Origin of the sequence: Tenacibaculum litopenaei, assembly GCF_964514025.1 — a bacterium.
In the GTDB taxonomy this organism is placed as follows: domain Bacteria; phylum Bacteroidota; class Bacteroidia; order Flavobacteriales; family Flavobacteriaceae; genus Polaribacter; species Polaribacter litopenaei.
Genome location: NZ_CAZEQT010000009.1, coordinates 329,806 through 350,465, shown reverse-complemented (window position 1 = coordinate 350,465; position 20,660 = coordinate 329,806). Strand labels below are relative to the sequence as shown.

The 20,660-nt window shown below is 39.2% G+C and carries 17 protein-coding genes; 12 read left to right on the top strand and 5 right to left on the bottom strand.

What is annotated here, in order from left to right:
* Window positions 1–10: 10 nt before the first annotated feature.
* From ACKTS5_RS19825 to ACKTS5_RS19805, 5 genes are read right to left on the bottom strand one after another with little or no spacing between them, the layout of a single operon-like run.
* Window positions 11–1,360, bottom strand: coding sequence for a hypothetical protein (locus tag ACKTS5_RS19825; protein ID WP_408045627.1), 1,350 nt, complete (start codon window positions 1,358–1,360; stop codon window positions 11–13).
* Window positions 1,361–1,900 (bottom strand): RNA polymerase sigma factor, encoded by a 540-nt coding sequence (locus ACKTS5_RS19820; protein ID WP_408045699.1) that lies wholly within the window; start codon window positions 1,898–1,900, stop codon window positions 1,361–1,363. It abuts the gene before it with no gap.
* Between the two features lie 23 nt (window positions 1,901–1,923).
* The gene (locus tag ACKTS5_RS19815) at window positions 1,924–2,322 is read right to left on the bottom strand and encodes a hypothetical protein (RefSeq protein ID WP_408045626.1); all 399 of its coding nucleotides are present in this window, start codon (window positions 2,320–2,322) and stop codon (window positions 1,924–1,926) included.
* Window positions 2,310–2,666: a DUF6970 domain-containing protein gene (locus ACKTS5_RS19810; protein WP_408045625.1), complete on the bottom strand. Its 357-nt coding sequence runs from the start codon at window positions 2,664–2,666 to the stop codon at window positions 2,310–2,312. The genes ACKTS5_RS19815 and ACKTS5_RS19810 overlap by 13 nt, the downstream gene beginning before the upstream one ends.
* A complete protein-coding gene (locus ACKTS5_RS19805; RefSeq protein WP_408045624.1) occupies window positions 2,663–3,010 on the bottom strand; it encodes a DUF4377 domain-containing protein in 348 nt (115 codons plus the stop codon). The genes ACKTS5_RS19810 and ACKTS5_RS19805 overlap by 4 nt, the downstream gene beginning before the upstream one ends.
* Before the next feature lie 119 nt (window positions 3,011–3,129).
* Here ACKTS5_RS19805 and ACKTS5_RS19800 point away from each other — a divergent pair, with 119 nt between their 5' ends.
* The 12 genes from ACKTS5_RS19800 to glpK all read left to right on the top strand — a co-directional run bounded on the left by ACKTS5_RS19800 (window position 3,130) and on the right by glpK (window position 20,646).
* Window positions 3,130–4,104, top strand: coding sequence for a LuxE/PaaK family acyltransferase (locus ACKTS5_RS19800; RefSeq protein ID WP_408045623.1), 975 nt, complete (start codon window positions 3,130–3,132; stop codon window positions 4,102–4,104).
* Between the two features lie 82 nt (window positions 4,105–4,186).
* Entirely contained in the window at window positions 4,187–4,807 is a 621-nt protein-coding gene (locus ACKTS5_RS19795) for a TetR/AcrR family transcriptional regulator (protein WP_408045622.1), read from the top strand.
* Complete coding sequence (locus ACKTS5_RS19790) at window positions 4,800–6,098, top strand: D-arabinono-1,4-lactone oxidase (protein WP_408045621.1); 1,299 nt, start codon at window positions 4,800–4,802, stop codon at window positions 6,096–6,098. Before ACKTS5_RS19795 ends, ACKTS5_RS19790 begins: the two co-directional genes overlap by 8 nt.
* A gap of 9 nt (window positions 6,099–6,107) precedes the next feature.
* Window positions 6,108–7,289 (top strand): alanine racemase, encoded by a 1,182-nt coding sequence (locus ACKTS5_RS19785; protein ID WP_408045620.1) that lies wholly within the window; start codon window positions 6,108–6,110, stop codon window positions 7,287–7,289.
* A gap of 48 nt (window positions 7,290–7,337) precedes the next feature.
* The gene (locus ACKTS5_RS19780; protein ID WP_408045619.1) at window positions 7,338–7,790 is read left to right on the top strand and encodes a YHS domain-containing (seleno)protein; all 453 of its coding nucleotides are present in this window, start codon (window positions 7,338–7,340) and stop codon (window positions 7,788–7,790) included.
* A gap of 7 nt (window positions 7,791–7,797) precedes the next feature.
* Window positions 7,798–8,235 carry a YHS domain-containing (seleno)protein gene (locus tag ACKTS5_RS19775; protein WP_408045618.1) on the top strand — a complete coding sequence of 146 codons (438 nt, stop codon included), beginning with the start codon at window positions 7,798–7,800 and terminating at the stop codon, window positions 8,233–8,235.
* A gap of 115 nt (window positions 8,236–8,350) precedes the next feature.
* On the top strand, window positions 8,351–9,997 hold the full coding sequence (locus ACKTS5_RS19770; protein WP_408045617.1) for a glycerol-3-phosphate dehydrogenase/oxidase: 1,647 nt from the start codon (window positions 8,351–8,353) through the stop codon (window positions 9,995–9,997).
* Window positions 9,978–11,897 carry an ATP-binding protein gene (locus ACKTS5_RS19765; protein WP_408045616.1) on the top strand — a complete coding sequence of 640 codons (1,920 nt, stop codon included), beginning with the start codon at window positions 9,978–9,980 and terminating at the stop codon, window positions 11,895–11,897. The genes ACKTS5_RS19770 and ACKTS5_RS19765 overlap by 20 nt, the downstream gene beginning before the upstream one ends.
* Before the next feature lie 177 nt (window positions 11,898–12,074).
* A complete protein-coding gene (locus ACKTS5_RS19760) occupies window positions 12,075–12,224 on the top strand; it encodes a hypothetical protein (RefSeq protein ID WP_408045615.1) in 150 nt (49 codons plus the stop codon).
* Between the two features lie 134 nt (window positions 12,225–12,358).
* Window positions 12,359–14,212: a tetratricopeptide repeat-containing sensor histidine kinase gene (locus ACKTS5_RS19755; RefSeq protein ID WP_408045614.1), complete on the top strand. Its 1,854-nt coding sequence runs from the start codon at window positions 12,359–12,361 to the stop codon at window positions 14,210–14,212.
* Window positions 14,205–14,879, top strand: a complete 675-nt coding sequence (locus tag ACKTS5_RS19750; RefSeq protein ID WP_408045613.1) for a response regulator transcription factor — start codon at window positions 14,205–14,207, stop codon at window positions 14,877–14,879. Before ACKTS5_RS19755 ends, ACKTS5_RS19750 begins: the two co-directional genes overlap by 8 nt.
* A 4,282-nt stretch (window positions 14,880–19,161) precedes the next feature.
* Complete coding sequence (glpK, locus tag ACKTS5_RS19745) at window positions 19,162–20,646, top strand: glycerol kinase GlpK (RefSeq protein WP_408045612.1); 1,485 nt, start codon at window positions 19,162–19,164, stop codon at window positions 20,644–20,646.
* Window positions 20,647–20,660: the final 14 nt, after the last annotated feature.

Below are 20,660 nucleotides of genomic sequence, written 5' to 3'. Positions count from 1 at the left end.
GATGATTGGATTAAAATTGATAAATAAGTCCCGAATAAATTCCTAAGTTGTACGGTTGAAAACCGTTGGAATTTTTCGAGAAGGTTTGAAAGGGGACCTTAAACATAGGGTTGATACTCAATTGGAGCTTAGCGTTTAAGTCGTATTGAAAATCCAAACCTATATTTCCACTAAAATTAATACTGTTTAAGTTATTCGCTTTTCCGAGCACGCGCGAACTGCTTTCTGTGTGCAAGAGAATTTGGTTCTGTTGTAAAAATAAAGAACTGACACCTCCGACGAGTTTCGAACGGAATCGCGTTCCTTCCAAGAAGGTATACTGAACTTCTAAGGGAATTTCTATATAGCGATAGTCTTGCACTAACTGCGCATTTTGTGCGCTGACATTAGCGGTGTTCAAGGCTACAGCCTTATCCGTAATTTCTGAGTTATTCACGAGGTACACGGCTTCTCCTTCGTACTCGATTCCCGATAAGACACTATTGCGCACATTCGGCAAAACAGCGAGATTTCCATTAGAGAATCCCATTTTTTGCAGTATTACGCCCGATTGCAAGGTCCATTTTTTATCGAGTTGTAAAGCAACACGGAGTCCGTAAGCAAACGCATCTTTTCCTTGAGTTTTGGTAGTATTTAAACTGCGGTCAACAGGTGATGCATTGCCAAATGAATTGGCTTGGGTATAGGCAAAAACAGGGGCTACCGACCAGCTTTTTTTCGATTTTGACGGAAGGTCTATACTGTCTTTGTTTGCCATGGCCTTTACAAAGTCTTTTTTAGCTTTGGAATGCTTGGCTACGCGTTGCAAACTATCGTTGTCAACAGTAGAAATATCGGTACTAAAAATCTTTTCCATAGCGCTTTTTAGTACATCCGATACAACCCCTTCTTTTGCTGCATCGTAAGGTTTTTCATAAGCAATCACAGTACCAGTATCTCGTTGTTTTGGGATGTTAGTAATTTTAGTTGCTGTTTGAACTCCTCCGGAAGCGCCACCCATGGAACGCGGTTGAGGCGAATTGGTAGCGACTTCTACAGGAGCGTCATCAGACGTATGAATAGTATCAACCGGTACAACTAAACTAGGTTGATCTAGAGGTCTCTTTACGGGTTCTTCCGTGATAATTACAGGGATTTCAGGAATTTGCTGAGGACTGGTTCCGCTGAACAAAGGGTACAACAAATACGCTAAAAGCAAGAGGGCAGCCACACTGCCATACAACCACCACATAGGAAGTACGCGTCTTTTTTTCTTTTCAAGTCGCGCCTCGATTTGTTCCCAAACTTCTGGACGTGGCTGTGCCTCAAACCCTTCTAGTTTTTCCTGAAACAATCTATCTATGTCTTTTTGAGTATTCATTTACGCTTCTTTTTGTATTTTTTGCTGTACTTCAATTTTTTCTTTCAAAATCATACGAGCCCTAGAAAGGTTAGACTTTGAGGTTCCTACGGTAATTTTTAACAGTTCGGCAATTTCCTTGTGTGCGTACTTGTCCAATACGTAGAGGTTAAAAACCAAGCGATATCGATCGGGTAATTCTTGGATACAGCCGAGTAAAAAATCTACGGGTACACTGTTTTCATCATATACAACCTCTTCAATTTCTTCTACATCATCGTCTTTTACTATTTGCAAAGGCGTGTGTTTTCTGAATTTCTGTAGTGCCGTATGTATGGTCAATCGCTTTAGCCATCCCTCAAACGATCCGCGGTGCTTAAACTGGTGTATTTTTTTAAAAATATTGATAAAACTATCTTGTAAGGTATCTTCTGCATCCTGGTAATTCCGGGAATATTTTAGGCAAACGGCAAAGAGTTTAGCAGCGAAAAGTTGGTACAGTTCTGCTTGTGCCTTGCGGTCTTGCTGAATGCATTTTTCTATGATAGCCTGTAGGTTAATAGTTTTGAGTTTTTTTAAAAATACTAATAAATTAGTTCAGCGCTCCCGTTATTACAGCGAATTCCAACGGGTTTTTGAGTCATACTACAATCAGAAACGATCCCCCATTTTTCGTTGAAAGCTCGTTCTTTTTGCGTGTAGCGAGCTACCTTAGCTAAAAAGGAAGTAGTATCGATGTTGGTAGGGTAAGCTAGGTAGCCTTGTGGGCCACCACAAGCCTTATTGCCATAGGCGGTATACTTCCAGGTTGTCGCATCGGTACAAGGAGTGCTGTTCGCTGTACTTTTTATTTCCGTTAGGAGTTCTAACAGTGCTTTTTGGTCATTTTCCTGACTACTTGCAGGTACAGTATCTACCTCATTGCAACTGAAGAGGAGAAGTGTTATTACAACTGCGAGTAAGGGTGTTGTTATTTTGTCCATAAGATAATTTCATTGGTTTTGGTAGTTTCAAAATCAGGACAGGTGTTGAGGCCAGCAACCCCGCCAAATTCACATACTTTTTCACCGGTACAATTGTATACCGTAATTAAATTGTCAGCACAGCCTTTACAAGGGTTTACTAGGTAAACAGTTTGATTTTTATAGAAGTACTGAATGATTTCCTTTTGTCCGGCAGTGGTTGACTGCTCTAAGCTCGTTTTAATGCTTTGCAACCAGGGCAACTGTGTTATCGGATCGCTCGCGTTACAAGTATTGGTAAAGGGCTTGGAATCTTCGCACGACAGAAAACTGAGCGCGATAAGAAATACGATGAGTTTTTTCATGAGTTTACAGCTAAAGGTTGAGGTAAATTTCGAGAGTTTTTTTGCGTTTTGGTAAATATCCGGACTAAAGAATAGTTCGGGACGGTTGCATCGGGTGTAAAGTCTTTGCTTACCAATACTTCGTATTCATACGATAACTCGTAGTGAAATCCGTGAATGGGTAGGGTCCATCGCTGCCATTGTGAGCTTCCGCGATCTTTTACAAACCACCCTTTGTTTTCATCGTTCACCACCCAAGGTGTCGAGGCAATGGTGAGGTAGCGTTCTTGTCGCTTTTTCGAGTGCGCATTTCCATGGGCTACGCGAAAGAGCTTTTGTAATGTTGAGTATGCGGTTCGTATCATAGTTACAGATGTTTTTAGGTTGTAGACTACTTAAAAATGGTATTTATGAACGTTCTTTTATAGCTAGATGCGGAAAAACTAAAAAGGTTGCGTAGAATACTTGTATTTTTGTAGCGATTATGAAAAACAAGGTATTCAATATCCAGTCAGAGGAAGATTTTAAGGAATGTGCTTTAGAAATCTTTAAGTTTCAGTTTGCGAATAATAGGGTGTATCGTTCGTTTTGCGATTTGCTCTACATCCATCCATCCGATGTTCGTGAAGTACATCAGATTCCGTTTTTACCGATCCAGTTTTTTAAAACTAAAGAGGTGCTCGCCAGTAAGGATCCCGTACAACAGAGTTTTTCCAGTTCAGGTACTACCGGTACTGTGACGAGTAAACATCATATTACGGATCTCAGTTGGTACGAAGAGAGTTATAACAAGGGGTTTAACCATTTCTACGGTTCAGTTGAAGATTTGGTCGTACTAGCTTTATTGCCTAATTACCTCGAACGTCAAGGCTCTTCACTAGTGTATATGGTTGACGATTTAATTAAGCAGTCTAAACATCCTGAAAGCGGATTTTATTTGAATAATTTAGACGAATTGGCAACAACCCTGCGAGCGGTGGAGGCAGCAGGAAAAAAGACCTTACTCATAGGGGTGTCTTTCGCCTTGCTAGACCTTGTTGAAACCACACAATTTGAGCTAAAGAATACCATAGTAATGGAAACCGGAGGAATGAAAGGCCGCAGAAAAGAGCTCATTCGAGAAGAACTACACAGCATTTTACAAGATGGGTTTGGAGTTGGTGAAATCCATTCGGAATACGGAATGACGGAATTGTTAAGTCAAGGGTATTCTAAAGGTCAAGGCATTTTTAACTGTCCTCCTTGGATGCGCATACTTACCCGGGATCCAGAAGATGCACTCAGTATTCACGCACCGGGACGCTCAGGAGGTGTCAATGTCATTGATTTGGCAAATTACAATTCCTGCTCTTTTATTGCTACCCAAGACCTAGGTAAGGTATACGATGACGGTAGTTTTGAAATTATTGGTCGCTTCGACAATTCGGATATTCGTGGATGTAACCTCATGGTACTGTAGGGTATACACTGGAAAGTAAATACAGACCGACTGGTCTGTTTTTCGTTTTTTTTGCTATATTTGAGAGGATTAGCATAAAAAAATGGCAAGAAATCACAAAGAAGTCATCGTAGAGAAAGCTTTTGAGCTCTTTTTAAATAAGGGCTATGAAGCTACCAGTTTGCAGGCAATTATCACGGCTGCAAACAGTTCAAAAGGAGCGGTATACCATCACTTTCCCAGCAAGTACCACATATATTTGGCAGTGTTGGACTCGTATTTTTTTTCGCTTTTTGAAAGAATACAACTGAAGGATGTGGCCTTGTCTTTTGAAAAAAGAATTCAACAGCGTTATTTCTTTTTTGTTGAGTTATTACATTTTATTGAGCTAACCGGTTCAGGGGTTTCGTTTCCGATTCGCAAGTATTTTTTGTTTCAATTGTCAAGTGAACGCGATGCAGCTATTCACGAACGCATACAAGCTACTTTAGGAGTATACCACCACGAGGTACTTACCATAGTCACGCAAGCTAGAGAGTCGGGAGTGCTGCATACAGGTATTAGTACGAGCGCTGTTGCCCAGCAATTGATCAGTATGATTGAAGGCCTGGTAATTCACCACTCAACAGTTGAGCGTGGAGTGAAAGAACTGCTCAGTGAAAAATACGAAGAGGTAATAGCTCCGTACTTACAACTACTAACCAACCGTTCAAATCATGAGTAAAACTTTAAAAAACTGGGCACAGAATGTTCGTTGGAATCCCAATGAGGTAGCTTTTCCAAGCTCTCAAGAGGAGGTGCAACAACTCGTTCAGCAGGCGATTGAAAATCATCGCAGAATACGTTTAATAGGAACAGGACATTCGTTTACGCCGCTGTGCAGTACTGCGGAATTACTAATTAGCTTGGATAACTACCAAGGTATTATAGAGGTCGATAAAACGACAAATCAGGTTCGGGTGAAAGCTGGAACTAAGCTATGGAAATTAGGAGCCTTGCTGTTTCAAGAAGGTTTAGCCATGGAAAATCTCGGAGATATCGACGTCCAATCAATTGCGGGAACGATTAGTACGGGTACCCATGGTACGGGAACAGGATTTGGTTCTATTAGTACTCAGGTCGTTGCATTGCGGTTTATAAACGGAAAGGGAGAGCTCGTAAGTTGTTCTCCGTCAGAGCAACCTGAATTGTTTAAAGCAGCTCAAGTATCTTTGGGGTGTTTGGGGATTATAACGGAAATTACCTTGCAATGTGTACCTGCGTACCGCCTGCGTTTGGAAAATAAAAAAGAACCCATTCAAGAGGTGTTGGCAAGCTTAGAGGAACGAAAAAAGAAACACAGAAACTTTGAATTCTACTGGATTCCTCATACGGAAACAGCTTGGACTAAAACTTCGAACATCGCTGAGAATTCAGAGCCTGATAAATTGAATTTTTTCAATTACTGGACCGAATACGTTTTGGAGAATTACGTATTCAAACTCTTTTGTGAATACGCTAGGTGGTTTCCTTCTCAAAATGAGCTGGTTTCCAAAATAACTGCAGCCAGCATTAGTAATGTGGCAAAGGTATATCAGAGTCACAAGGTGTACGCTACCAAGCGAATGGTGAAATTTTACGAAATGGAATACAGCGTTCCTGCAGAGTGTTACCAAGATGTGTTTAAAGACATAAAGAAACTACTAGCAGCCAAAAAATTTCGCGTGCATTTTCCAATTGAAAATCGATGGGTACGTCAAGATGATATCTACATGAGCCCTGCCTATGGACGCGATGCGGCCTATATTGCCTGTCACGTATATAATAAAAAAGAGTACCGTGAGTACTTTGATGCCTTAGAACCGATATTTAAGAGTTACCAAGGACGACCACATTGGGGAAAAATGCACAACTTCACAAAAGAAGATGTGGTGCGCAGTTATCCGAAATTTATTGATTTTTTGAATTTTCAAAAGCAACAGGATCCCGATAAGCTTTTTGTAAATCCTTATGTACAGCAATTGTTCGGTTTGTAAATGATGACTATGGAGTATTTTGAAACACTGACACAAAGTTTGCAAGCTCAAAACAGAGCACTGCCTACTTTGTTGATTGATTTGGACAATCTAGATCAGAACATTGCGGCGGTATTGGCAAATTTTCCAAAGCAGAAAGGCTTGCGATGGGTTGTGAAATCACTTCCTTCTCCGGAATTGTTGCACTATATCATGAAGCGATCGCAAACGGAAAGGCTCATGGTTTTTCACCAACCCTTTCTGACGGCCTTGGTACCTCTACTGTCCGAAACTGCCGATGTTTTGTTAGGCAAGCCTATGCCCGTAACGACTGCGGAGTACTTTTATACGAACCTGCCCGAAACTGCGACCTTCAATGCGGTCAGTCAAGTGCAGTGGCTCATAGATACTGAAGAGCGATTGATAGCCTATGCAAATTTGGCGGAAAAGTTAGGTCAAAAATTAAGAGTTTCTCTCGAGATAGACATAGGACTACACCGCGGAGGGTTTTCTTTTAAAGCACTGTTTAGCGCTTTGCATACACTGCAATCGTATCAGCACTGTTTGGAGTTTAGTGGGTTTATGGGCTATGACCCACACGTGGTTAAATTGCCAAAAATACTGCGCTCTGCTTCAAAAGCATTTAGCATGGCCAATACGGAATACAAGCGATGCATTGACCTGGTTACCTCACAGTTTCCGGAACTCTGTAATTCGGAATTGGTATTCAATGGCGGAGGAAGCCCAACGTTGGAACTGCACAAAACGGGCCATACGGTACTCAATGAAATTGCAGTAGGATCGTGTATACTCAAGCCGAGTACCTTTGACATCCCGAGTTTAACCGCCTACCAACCCGCCTGCTTTATTGCGACTCCAATTTTGAAAAAATTAAACGGAACACGGATTCCTGCGATAGAATTTTTAAGTGGCCTCATGGGCTTTTTAAAAAAGAAATTGGGGCGTTCTTATTTTATTTACGGAGGCTATTGGAAAGCGAACTACTGCTATCCACCGGATGCCACAGAAAACGGGCTGTTTGGAGCGTCTACCAACCAGAGTTTGGTCAATACTACTAGCGATTTAGCAGTAGGTGATTACGTGTTTCTCCGCCCTTCACAAAGTGAATTTGTACTGCTGCAATTTGGGCAGCTTCAACCGGTTCGCAACCAGTTACTACAGGCTCCTTGGAATCTTTTAAAAAACTATTAACTGTAAGTTTATACAAACTTCTTCGACTTTTTTAGCAAACCCGATATCATGAAAAACACAATTCTACTCTTGTTCTTAACAATTTCTTGCGGGCTGTATGCACAGCAAATAGACTACAACACCAAAAACGGATTCATCGCTGAAGGCTATGATGTAGTATCGTATTTTACCAAACCGGCACCGGTAAAAGGAAAAAAGAAGTTTCAAACCACCCATGACGGTGTCAAATTTGCATTTGCAAATGCCGAAAATCTAAAAATTTTTCAAAAAAATCCGACGGCGTATATTCCACAATACGGGGGGTACTGTGCCTATGCAGTTGCCGCTAAAAAGAAAAAGATGTATATCGACGCCGAGGCCTATGAAATAAGGGATGGTAAACTGTATTTGTTTTATAATTCTTGGATTTCTAACAAGTTAACAGACTGGAAAAACGGTGATACAAAGCAGTTACAAAATCAAGGAGATAAAAACTGGAGCGAAATAAAATTTAAAAATTAAAAAATAAATGACTAAATTAGTATGGATTTTTTTACTGATAACTTCTTTGGTATCAGCACAAACGAGCTTTAATCAAAAGAAAGGAGCGGTAGCTAATGGTTACGATGTCGTAGCGTATTTTAACAACAAAGCCGTTAAAGGAAGTAAAAAAATCACCACAGTATACGAGGGGGCAACATTTCGATTTTCGAATCCGGAAAATCTAGCTGCATTTAAAAAAGACCCAACAAAGTTTGTACCGCAATACGGCGGTTACTGTGCCTATGCTATAGGAAAAAAAGGGGAGAAGGTGGGGATCAATCCAAAAACATTTGAGATTAGAGACGGAAAATTATATCTGTTTTACAACGCATGGGGTACCAATACCTTAGAGTTATGGTTAGAAGAAAAACCAAATGAACTCGTACGCCAAGCCGATAAAAACTGGAGGATGATTGGTCAATAGATAATTTGTTGATTTATTTAATCCGGGGGACCACGAAAAGAGCTGAATTTTTCAGCTCTTTTTATATTATATGCCTTTGAATTATGTTATTTTTGTTGGAAAACAGCTTACTACCATGAACACCTTTTCATTTTTCAACAGATCTAATTGTAAAAAAGAACTACAAGCTACCGAATTCGATATGCTTATTATTGGAGGAGGGATTACCGGAGCCGGGATTGCTTTAGACGCTGCCTCGAGAGGAATGAAAGTGGCCTTGGTAGAGAAAAATGATTTTGCTTCAGGTACCAGTAGTAAATCTACCAAACTGATTCACGGTGGTTTGCGCTATTTAAAGCAATTTGATTTTTGGTTGGTAAAAGAAGTCGGAACAGAGCGCGCCATTGTGCATAAACTCGCACCGCATTTAGTAATCCCAGAAAAGATGATTTTACCGCTAATTGAAGGCGGAACTTACGGGTCGTGGTTAACCTCCATCGGATTAAAGGTATACGACATCTTGGCTTCAGTAGAAGGGGATGATAAGAGAAAAATGTTAGACAAAGAGGAAGCACTTGAAAAGGAACCCTTACTTCCTGAAGGAATTTTAAACGGAGCGGGATACTATGCAGAATACCGAACGGATGACGCCCGATTAACCATAGAGTTGATGAAGACGGCTAGTCAGTACGACGCACAGATTTTGAACTACGTAGAAGCGGCGGAATTTTTGTACGAAGACAATCGCGTGGTGGGAGCCAAAGTAAAAGATGTACTCGACGGAGAGCAGTTTGACATCAAGGCCAAATACGTAGTCAATGCTGCCGGTCCTTGGGTTGATGAATTGCGACAAATTAACAATTCGAAAATAGGAAAACGCTTGCACCTGACTAAAGGAGTGCACTTGGTGGTACCTCACGAAAAATTACCTGTTCAACAATCGGTGTATTTCGATATTCCCGACGGTCGTATGATGTTTGCCATTCCAAGAGGACGTGTAACCTATTTCGGAACTACAGATACCAACTACCAACAAAACAAAGACGAGGTAACTACATCGGTGGTCGACGCTTTGTATTTGATAGAAGCTGTAAATAATATGTTTCCGGAAATAACACTAACACTTGATGATATTGAATCGTCTTGGGCGGGTTTACGTCCTTTGATTCACGAAGAAGGAAAATCGGCTTCAGAATTGTCGCGTAAAGATGAGATTTTTGTCTCTGATACCAAGTTGATATCTATTGCAGGAGGAAAGCTGACAGGCTATCGCAAAATGGCGGAGCGCATAGTAGATTTGGTTGCCAAAAAAATGTTGAGGCGTTTTGAGCAGCAATTTGACGAAATTCAAACGGAGGAGATTGTCTTGGCGGGAGGCCCTTTCCAAAACTACAAATCGGTACAACGCTATGCCAAGCAAGTATATAAACGCATAAAAGAAGATGGGTTTACCAAGGAAAATGCGCAGTACTTAGTTCACAATTACGGAAAGCAAGTAGATGTCATATTGGACAAATACGATGAACTCACCGATGCGAATAAGGAAGAGCGTTTACTGCATGCCGAACTGTGGTTTACAGTTCAGCACGAAATGACCTGTACTCCTACTGATTTCTTTATGCGAAGAACAGGACGCGTATTTTTTGACAAGCCAAGTGTAGACAAACACAAGGAATTTGCCTTAAAGGTTTTTGCGGAGTATTTTAACTGGGATGAAAGCTTGCAAGAGCAGCATCGAATGGAACTGGACAAACAGCTACAATTTGCCGTACAATTTAACTAATAGCTCTTCGATAAAGTTTTTTAAAACACCGCTACTCCTCGTATTTTTTTGGGGAGTTTTTGGCGTTTCTACTAGTTTTTCACAAGACTACCGCGCAGAATTTGACTCGGTAGTAAAACGAGGTCGAAATGCATTTTTTACGAAAGATTCTGTGGTTTTAAACCGAGCCATTGATAGGTTAGCCCAGCTGTATGCACTGCGGAATGATTCGTTGGTACTGGCGAAATATTTTCATTTTAGAGCTCTCTATAACAAAAATATCTATCGTCAGGATAGTGCCATGTATTATTACCAAAAATCGGCCGATGTTTCCATAGCAATAAGCGATTCACTAGAAGTAGGTAGACGTTTGTTGAGCATGGCTAATCTTCAAAGAGAAGTTCAAGATTACATAGGAAGTGAAGCAAACTCCATACTTGGGTTAAAATTCATAGAAAATAGATCGGATAAAAGGTTTGTTGTTTCCCTGTATACTAATCTTGGTTTAATAGCGATGGAACAATCAATGTTTAATAAGTCGTTAGGTTATTTTCACAAAGCACGGTTAATGTGTGAGAATGTGCGAGATGTTAGAAGAGGGGGCAGAGATGAATTACGATTAATCAATAATATAGGTTTGGTTTATCAAAGAAAGGGAAATCAGATTAGAGCATTACAGTTTTTCGAGGAAGGCTTGAGGAGTCAAAGTTTGGAAACTGACCACCCTTTGATTTATGCATTGTTAATAGAGAATTTTGCAGCGAGTTCATATTTGAATGGTGAAAGAAGGGGGATACTATCCATGTATAAGGAAGTGCTGGATATTAGGATGATTCATAAAGATTTTTTTGAGTGTAGTACATCTCACATTAACTTTACAGTCTTTTATAAAGCAATTGGGGATACTAAGAAAGCTTTAAAACATGCCAAACAAGCTTTGTTTTATGCTAAGAAGTCACATAATAATCGACGCTGGCTGGAAGCCTTAGAAGAATTATCAGATCTAACCTCAGGGGAGACCTCCAAAGCCTATATGCGTCAGTACATCCACTTAAACGACAGCTTGATAAAAAATGAGCGCACCGTAAAAAATCAGTTTGCGAGAATACGTTATGAAACTCAAAAAAAAGAAGAGGAAAATCAGCAATTGCTGGCAACAAATAAAGCCAATAAAGAAGAGATTCGTTTTCAAAAGCAGCAAAAGCTCTTTGGTTGGTTGTTTGCAGCCTTGAGTTTATTAGGGTTAATCATAGGTGGTTTGCTCGTTGTACTGCGAAGAAAAGAGCTCCTTCACAAAGCGCAATTGCAAAAAGAGCGAGCTCGTTTTGAAGAACGCGATCGCATAGCCAAGGAGTTGCACGACGGCATTGTAGGAAGGCTTTTTGGAGCGCGTTTTGGCTTGGGAATGGTACAGCTTCAAGAGGCACCAGAAGGCGTGTCAGAGGTATACCAACAATACTTAAACGAGCTTCAACAGATAGAAAAAGACATCCGTGATGTTTCGCACCGCTTGCAACAAGAATTACCCAAAGACGAAGATTTTATTACGGGCTTAAAAAGGTCGATGGAGCTTCAATGTGAAGCAGTATCCTTGGAGTACCAAATAACTACGGATCCTCAAATCCGTTGGGAACTGATAGAAACAACGGTTTTATGGCATGTACTCAGAGTGGTTCAGGAAGCGGTACAAAATGTAATTAAGCATGCGAACGCAACGGAGGTACGAATAGAATTTCAGCAGCAAAAAGAAATGCTCACCCTTAAAATTTCGGATAACGGACGAGGTTTTGATCCGGTGACTGCGAGTGAAGGTATAGGATTGCGGAACATCAAATCGCGATTGACGGAAATTGGAGGAGAATTGACCATTACATCCAAATCTGGGGAGGGGACAAGCTTGTTGATTTTTCTGGCTACTTAGTGGCGCTAAGCCTTATGAATAGTACTAAAAACACCAAAAATAGACTAAAATATACCTGTTAAACTGCTTTTTTGTTGAATTGTACAATAAAAACGATGAAAAAGAGTTAAAGTCTTTTGATTAATCATAGAAAGCGTTATTTTTAAGGAAACTTTATTAGATATAAAAAATAACAAAATGAAAAACGGTTACACTTTAAAACAGCAAGCTATGAGATTAGGTGGAGGCGATGACTTCCAAAATGGCGGAGGCCAAGGAACAGGAACTGGAAACGGAGACAACACTGGTGGAACTCACGGAAACGGTGGAGGAGAAGGAGGTGGTTAGGTACTATTTCTTTTTCATACTAAAGAATATTTGATTAATGAGAGCTTTTTAGCTCTCATTTGATGTTATTATTCAAAATAAATTTTTAATTTTTACATGTTAAAAGTATTTCAATTAAATACTGATTAGTTAATATGTTACCACGAATATTTTTCCTCTTTATTATATTTTCATTATCGTTAAATGCTCAGGTCAAGGATACAATTTATGAGAACAGTAAGCAAAAAATAATTGACATAGGGCTAAAGGCATATTTTGCCAAGGATACTATTGAATTAAAGAAGTCAGCTAAGCATTTACTTAATTTTTATAGGATTAAAAATGATTCGATGGCTTTGGCAAAACATTATCACTACAGAGCACTTTTTTATAGATTAAAGTTTATCTCTGATAGTGCCTATTATTATTATCATGAATCAAAAAAAACATCCATTAAATTAAAGGATTCTTTAGAAGTTGGCAGACGTTTATTAAGTTTGGCCAACATGCAGCGTGAAGCTAAGGATTTTATTGGTAGTGAAATTAGCTCGGTAGAAGCCCTGTTGTATTTAGAACCTGGGAGACATTATGGATTTGTCAGAAATGTTTATAATAATTTAGGAATAATATCTAGCGAGTTCAATCAGATTGATCGAGCAATAGAGAATTATGAAAAATCACTGAAATTTAATTCACTATCAAAGAAAACGAAGTTAAAGGATAGGGATTATTTATATACAATTAACAATCTAGGATTATTATATCAAGATATCAATAAGCATGGAAAAGCAATTTCTTATTTCAAGAAAGGATTATCTTTTGAGAATATTAAGGATAGTTTTCCTATTCAGTATGCCTTATTATTGGAGAATTTGGCAGCAAGTAACTTTTTGAGCGGAAATAAAAAGAATGTTCTTGAACAATACAAGGAAGTTTTAGATATCAGAGTAAAGCAAAAAGAATTCTATGATTTAAGTACCATTCATTTAAATTTAGCCGATTATTATAAGTCGGAAGGTAATATTGGTTTAGTTGATTCACATCTAAATAAGGCTGTTTACTATGCAAAAACATCCCATAATAATAAAAGTTGGTTAAAAGCTTTAATCTATTTATCTGAAATAAAAAAAGGAGAAGAGGCAAAATTGAATTTTAATCAATATTTAAAATTAAGTGATAGTTTACTGCAACAAGAGCGTGGATTAAAAAATCAATTTGCGCGTATACGTTTTGAAACTGGGAAAAAGGAAAAGGAAAATGCTTTTTTAAAGTCAGAAAATCAGCGTAACCAAGACGAGATTGTCCGTCACAAGCAACAAAAGATAATCGGTTGGCTAGCGGCGTTGTTAGCATTTGTAGGCTTAGGGTTTACCATTACTGTATTTGTATTTAGAAGGAGGAAATTATTGTTCCAGGCGCAGTTACAAAAGGCTGAAGCTCGGGAGCAGGAGCGCAAGCAAATTGCCAAAGCCTTACACGATGAGGTGGCGGGAGATTTGCGTTTGTTACATCGCAAGCTTGAAAAATCAAATCTTTTAGAAGAGGCGACAAAATTGAATGCTGTCAAAGACAATGTGCGTAATTTATCGCATCAGTTAAGCAGTGTTAGTTTCAAGAAAGTCGGTTTTAAAGATCAAATTATTAATTTGGTTTCTGACTATTTCGAGATGGATTTTCGAATTTTTGTAAAGGGCATCAACGATTATGACTGGGAAGAGGTAGACAGTGCTATTAAGCGCTTGCTTTATATTTGCTTACGTGAGACGATACAGAACAGTAAAAATCACGCGGAGGCATCAAAAGTGGAGGTCACTTTTTCAATACACAAAAAAAATGTACTTTTGAATGTTGCTGACAACGGTGTCGGATTTGACACGAGTAGTAGCAAAAAAGGAATAGGATTACAGAACCTACAAGAACGGGTAGAGGAGCTTCAAGGGAGTTTTGCCATTACCAGTGAACGGGGTACTGGAACCGAAACCCACATTCAAATACCATTAAATGTCTAAGAAAACCAAAATACTATTTGTTGATGACCATCAACTAATTATCGAGGGGATACTGTCGTATCTTCGTGATATTGATGGGCTGGATATCACGAGCACTAACTCTTGTGATGAAGCGTTAAGCTTGGTGAAAGCGCATGCAAAAACAGATCCTTACCACATATTATTTACAGATTTAAGCTTTGACAATGGCAGTGATAATATGAATATCGACGGCGGTGAGAGTTTGATTAAAGCCATACAAAAGGAGAATCTTCCTATTAAAATTGGGGTAATTACTGGGCATTCAGAAACGAATAGAGTATATAATGTAGTACACAATTTAAATCCTTTGGCCTATATATTAAAGGGACAATGCAACACTAATGAATTGAATTTTGCGATTCAAAAAATGTTGGCAGATCAGGTGTATTACACACATGAAATTCACGAAAAATTATTAAAAAGGGCTATGGTAGAGATCCAGATGGATGATGTAGCCATTCAAATTTTAAAAGAACTTCCTAAGCACACCAAAATTTCGAATATGGAAGGTGTGATTATGAAAGGTAATAATGCGGTTAAAATTCGTGCTATTGAAAGTAAATTGGCAAAATTACGCACGGACTTAAATGCAAATAACAACACTGATTTAGTGCTGAAAGCAAAGGAATTAGGTATTTTAGACTAGTACTTTGCGGAAAATTACATTTCTTTCTGCGGAAATCCCCTTTTCTACGCTGCAGTTGTCAGCTATCTTTGTATCAGAATTACTAAAAGGGAGAAATTCTAACGAAAGAAGAGGAAAGATAAAAAACCTTTGAGGCAGCAGTCTTAAAGGTTTTTTTATGCTTTAAAACTACGCTACGGAAATCCGCATTTTTAACTGCGGAATTCCCCTTTTGCATGTTTGGGGCTCGGTATATCTTTGAAGTATCTCTCAAAACAATTGAGCGGATAATTTAAGAGGAAAAATAGACCTTCTGATCGGAATGATGAGAAGGTTTTTTTGTTTTTTTAGGTTTTTGACAATCAGTTTTTTAAGTGTTGATTATCAATTTTGTGGTGAATATTGAACTTTTTTGGCAAGGAGTTTGTAAAATATAAAATAAGTGTCACTCAAAATAATTGAGCGATCTTTAAGGGGAAATCAAACTTCAGTCTTTTGACTGAAGTTTTTTTGTTTTTGTTCATTTTGTTGGTTAAATCAATAATAACACATAACTGGAAGGTCCAGGTAATAAAAATACTCTATCAGGATACTTAACCTATGAGTAAGCATATTTGTCGGTCAGGACTCTCACCGCAAGAGTGAGTAACTAGTCTGTGCGACATTAACAGAGTATGAGTAAGCGTATTCGTCGGTCGGGACTCCCGACGCATGAGTGAGTAATTAGTATGTGCGACATTAACAGAGTATGAGTAAGCATATTTGTCGGTCGGGACTCCCGACGCATGAGTGAGTAATTAGTATGTGTGTGATTCGCACTGCGGAAAAACACAAAAATAGATGCGGAAATCCCTTTTACGTAATTGAAAATGAGTTGTATATTTGCGGTGTCACTCATATAAGTGAGCGGATAATTTAAGGGGAAAAATGAATAAACTTCAGGCAAGATGTCTGGAGTTTTTCTTTTTTGGATGATATATGATTAATAAAAGAATAGTGGGTCGAGACTCTCACCGCAAAAGTGAGTAACTAGTCTGTGCGACATTAACAGAGTATGAGTAAGCATATTTGTCGGTCGGGACCCCCGACTATGAGTCAGTATAATTGTCAGTCGGGACTTTCACCGCAAGAGTGAGTTATTAGTCTGTGCGACTCGCACCGTATGAGTGAGTAATTAGTATGTGTATGATTCGCACTGCGGAAAAACACAAAAATAGATGCGGAAATCCCTTTTACGTAATTGAAAATGGGTTGTATGTTTGCAGTGTCACTCATATAAGTGAGCGGATAATTTAAGGGGAAAAATAAAAAACTTTAAGCTGAGGGCTTAGAGTTTTTTTTTGCGGTTTATTTATGGCGGTACTCGTTAAAATTCAATACATCTTGATAGGACTATAGTTTGTCAGGACATGCTATAGATGAATAACAATAATTTCACGCGAAATTAACAGAGTATGAGTAAGCATATTCGTCGGTCGGGACTCCCGACGCATGAGTGAGTAATTAGTCTGTGCGACTCGCACGCGGATACTTTAAGGGGAAAAATGAATAAACTTCAGGCAAGATGTCTGGAGTTTTTCTTTTTTGGATGATATATGATTAATAAAAGAATAATGGGTTGAGACTTTCACTGCATGAGTAAAATAGTCAGTACGACATTAACAGAGTATGAGTAAGTATAATTGTCGGTCGGGACCCCCGACATCAAAAACTGTATGACTTATATTTTTCGGCAAGAGTGAGTAACTAGTCGGTGCGACATTAGCAGAGTATGAGTAAGCATATTTGTCGGTCGGGACTCCCGACGCATGAGTGAGTAATTAGTGTGTGTGATTCGCACTGCGGAAAAACACAAAAATAGATGCGGAAATCCCTTTTACACAATTGAAAATGAGTTGTATGTTTGCAGTGTCACTCATATAAGTGAGCGGATAATTTAAGGGGAAAAATGAATAAACTTCAGGCAAGATGTCTGGAGTTTTTCTTTTTTGGATGATATATGATTAATAAAAGAATAATGGGTCGAGACTTTCACTGCATGAGTAAAATAGTCAGTACGACATTAACAGAGTATGAGTAAGCATAATTGTCGGTCGGGACCCCCGACATCAAAAACTATATGACTTATATTTTTCGGCAAGAGTGAGTAACTAGTCTGTGCGACATTAACAGACTATGAGTAAGCATATTTGTCGGTCGGGACTCCCGACGCATGAGTGAGTAATTAGTATGTGTGTGATTCACACTGCGGAAAAACACAAAAATAGATGCGGAAATCCCTTTTACGTAATTGAAAATGGGTTGTATGTTTGCAGTGTCACTCATATAAGTGAGCGGATAATTTAAGGGGAAAAATAAAAAACTTTAAGCTGAGGGCTTAGAGTTTTTTTTTTGCGGTTAATTTATGGCGGTACTCGTTAATCCATTAGATCTCGAAGGTCCTTGAAGGAATACTAGTTTATGGCGACTCTCACGGTGGGAGTCCCACCTGACAGGTAAAGTTAGGGGGTGGGTAATATCAAAAACTGTATGACTTATATTTTTCGGCAAGAGTGAGTGATAAGTCTGTGCGACATTAACAGAGTATGAGTAAGCATATTTGTCGGTCAGGACTCCCGACGCATGAGTGAGTAACTAGTCTGTGCGACATTAACAGAGTATGAGTAAGCATAATTGTCGGTCGGGACCCCCGACTATGAGTAAGTATAATTGTCGGTCGGGACTCCCGACGCATGAGTGAGTAATTAGTATGTGTGTGATTCACACTGCGGAAAAACACAAANATAGATGCGGAAATCCCTTTTACACAATTGAAAATGGGTTGTATGTTTGCAGTGTCACTCATATAAGTGAGCGGATAATTTAAGGGGAAAAATAAAAAACTTTAAGCTGAGGGCTTAGAGTTTTTTTTTGTGGTTTATCTATGGCGGTACTCGTTAAAATTCAATACATCTTGATAGGACTATAGTTTGTCAGGACATGCTATAGATGAATAACAATAATTTCACGCGACATTAACAGAGTATGAGTAAGCATATTCGTCGGTCGGGACTCCCGACGCATGAGTGAGTAACTAGTCTGTGCGACATTAACAGAGTATGAGTAAGCATAATTGTCTGTCGGAACCCCCGACTATGAGTAAGCGTATTTGTTGGTCGGGACCCCCGACATCAAAAACTATATGACTTATATTTTTCGGCAAGAGTGAGTGATAAGTCTGTGCGACATTAACAGAGTATGAGTAAGCATAATTGTCTGTCGGGACCCCCGACTATGAGTAAGCGTATTTGTTGGTCGGGACCCCCGACATCAAAAACTATATGACTTATATTTTTCGGCAAGAGTGAGTAACTAGTCTGTGCGACTCGCACCGCATGAGTGAGTGTATTTGTCTGTGCGACTCGCACACGACAGGTGCCTGATAGGTGTTATTATAAAACACTGATACTACAAGGGTTAAAAATGGAATTGCGGAAAACCGCATTTTTTTCTGCGGAAATCCCCTTTCTAAAAAGGGGTATGTCAGCTAACTTTGTCTTGTCACTCATTTAATGAGCGGATAATTTAAGGGGAAAACAAACCTTCTAGTACTACTATCTAGGAGGTTTTGTCATTTTTATACTCCTTTAATTTTGAAAATCAGCAATCTAATAATGAATGATGAAAGGTTGTACAAGAACTCTTACACCTTATAAGCATAGTAGATTAAATAAAACAGGCAAATTTCAGCGGAATTGCTACAGGTTAACTGCAGTGGTGACACCAATAAAATAGAACGACAGAAATTTACCTCTTCATACTGCGGAAAACTGCAAAAGTATCTGCGGACTTCCCCTTTTAGGTATTCAATGATAACTGTAATTTTGGACCATCACTCAATGCAATGAGAGGATATATTTGAAGGGGAAAAAAACTTCTGGTTTCGTCGAAGCTGGAAGTTTTTTTTATGTTGAAAATCAATATTTTAGTTCTTGCGGAATTTTACATTTTTATCTGCGGACTTCCCCTATTTTAACCTGATTATCAGCTGTATATTTGTAGTGTATTTATTCAAATGCAACACTTAAGGGAAACTAAAAATTTTATTAAAATGGGGAAAAATTTAGTAAAAAAAGCCAACGATGTTTTAGGTAATGTTTTAGCAACTTTAGCTGAGTTTGGAAAAGGAGCAAGCTACGCACTAAGAAACTAAAAACTAATCAAACAAACTTGTAGACCTTCCAGAATTCATTTTCTGGGAGGTTTTTTGTTTTTATAGTATGTAATTAATTGTACCTTGGGGGGGTAAAATGCTAGTAACTACATGGAAAATAAATACATTCTTGCCCTTGACCAAGGCACTACGAGTTCCAGAACGGTATTGATTAATGAACAAGGAGCAATTGTTGGTATGGAGCAACGCGAGTTTGCACAGATCTTTCCGACCTCTGGTTGGGTAGAGCACGATGCCACTGAAATTTTAGAAACACAGCTTGAAACCTTAACCACACTGTTAAAAAAAACGGGGGTTCGTCCTTCGGAAATTGCGGGAATAGGAATAACCAATCAGCGTGAAACAACGGTAGTTTGGAATCGGCATACGGGGGCACCTGTGTACAACGCCATAGTATGGCAAGACAAGCGCACTTCTGATTTTTGTATGCAACTAAAAGAGAAAGGACTCACAGAGCACGTTCGAAAAACTACAGGATTGGTAATAGATAGTTATTTTTCGGGAACCAAAGTACACTGGATACTTGAAAATGTTCCTGGAGCAAAAGAGCTGGCTGCTGAAGGAGCTCTTTTATTTGGAACTATAGATACCTGGTTATTATGGAATATGACAGAAGGAAAAACTCATGCTACAGACTACAGTAATGCCTCCAGAACTATGCTATTTGATATTCAAAAATTAGACTGGGATCCGACCATGCTTGAGGCTTTGAACATACCTAGCAATATGTTACCTGAGGTATGTCCTTCATCCCATCATTTTGGCGACTATGAATTGCAAGGGGTAAAAATTCCAATTGCGGGTATTGCAGGTGATCAACAGGCGGCATTATTTGGCCAGGCGTGTTTTGAGCGCGGAGAAGCGAAAAATACCTATGGTACGGGGTGTTTTATGTTACTAAATACTGGGGAACAGTTAGAATATTCACAAAACGGACTGCTCAGCACTATTGCTTGGGGTATAGGAGATAAGGTATACTACGCCTTGGAAGGAAGTGTTTTTGTAGCTGGTTCGGCCATACAATGGCTACGCGATGGCTTGCAAATAATACAGTCTGCCAGTGAGAGTGCACAATATGCTCAGGAGGTGACTGGAGAAAACCCAGTATACGTAGTTCCGGCCTTTGCTGGTCTTGGTGCTCCTTATTGGGACATGTATGCTCGAGGAGCGGTGTTTGGACTGACGCGTGATACGGGAAAGGCTCATCTCATCAAAGCTACACTTGACTCTTTAGCCTACCAAACCAAGGATGTTCTTAAAGTGATGGAGAAAGATGCTGCGACGCATTTGAGTAGCTTAAAAGTTGACGGTGGTGCTTGTGCGAATGATGTACTGATGCAATTTCAGGCAGATCTTCTCGACGTGCAAGTAGAACGTCCTGAAGTTATTGAAACCACGGTTATGGGAGCGGCGTATTTAGCAGGAATATGTGTAGGACTTTGGCAATGGGAACACATTGCTAAAAACAGGAAAATCAACCGAGTATTCACACCGGCTATCGAAGCAGAAAAACGTACTAGGCTTTATGCCAAATGGCAAAAAGCGGTAGCGAGAACTAAAGACTGGTTAGACTAATAACAAAACAAGTT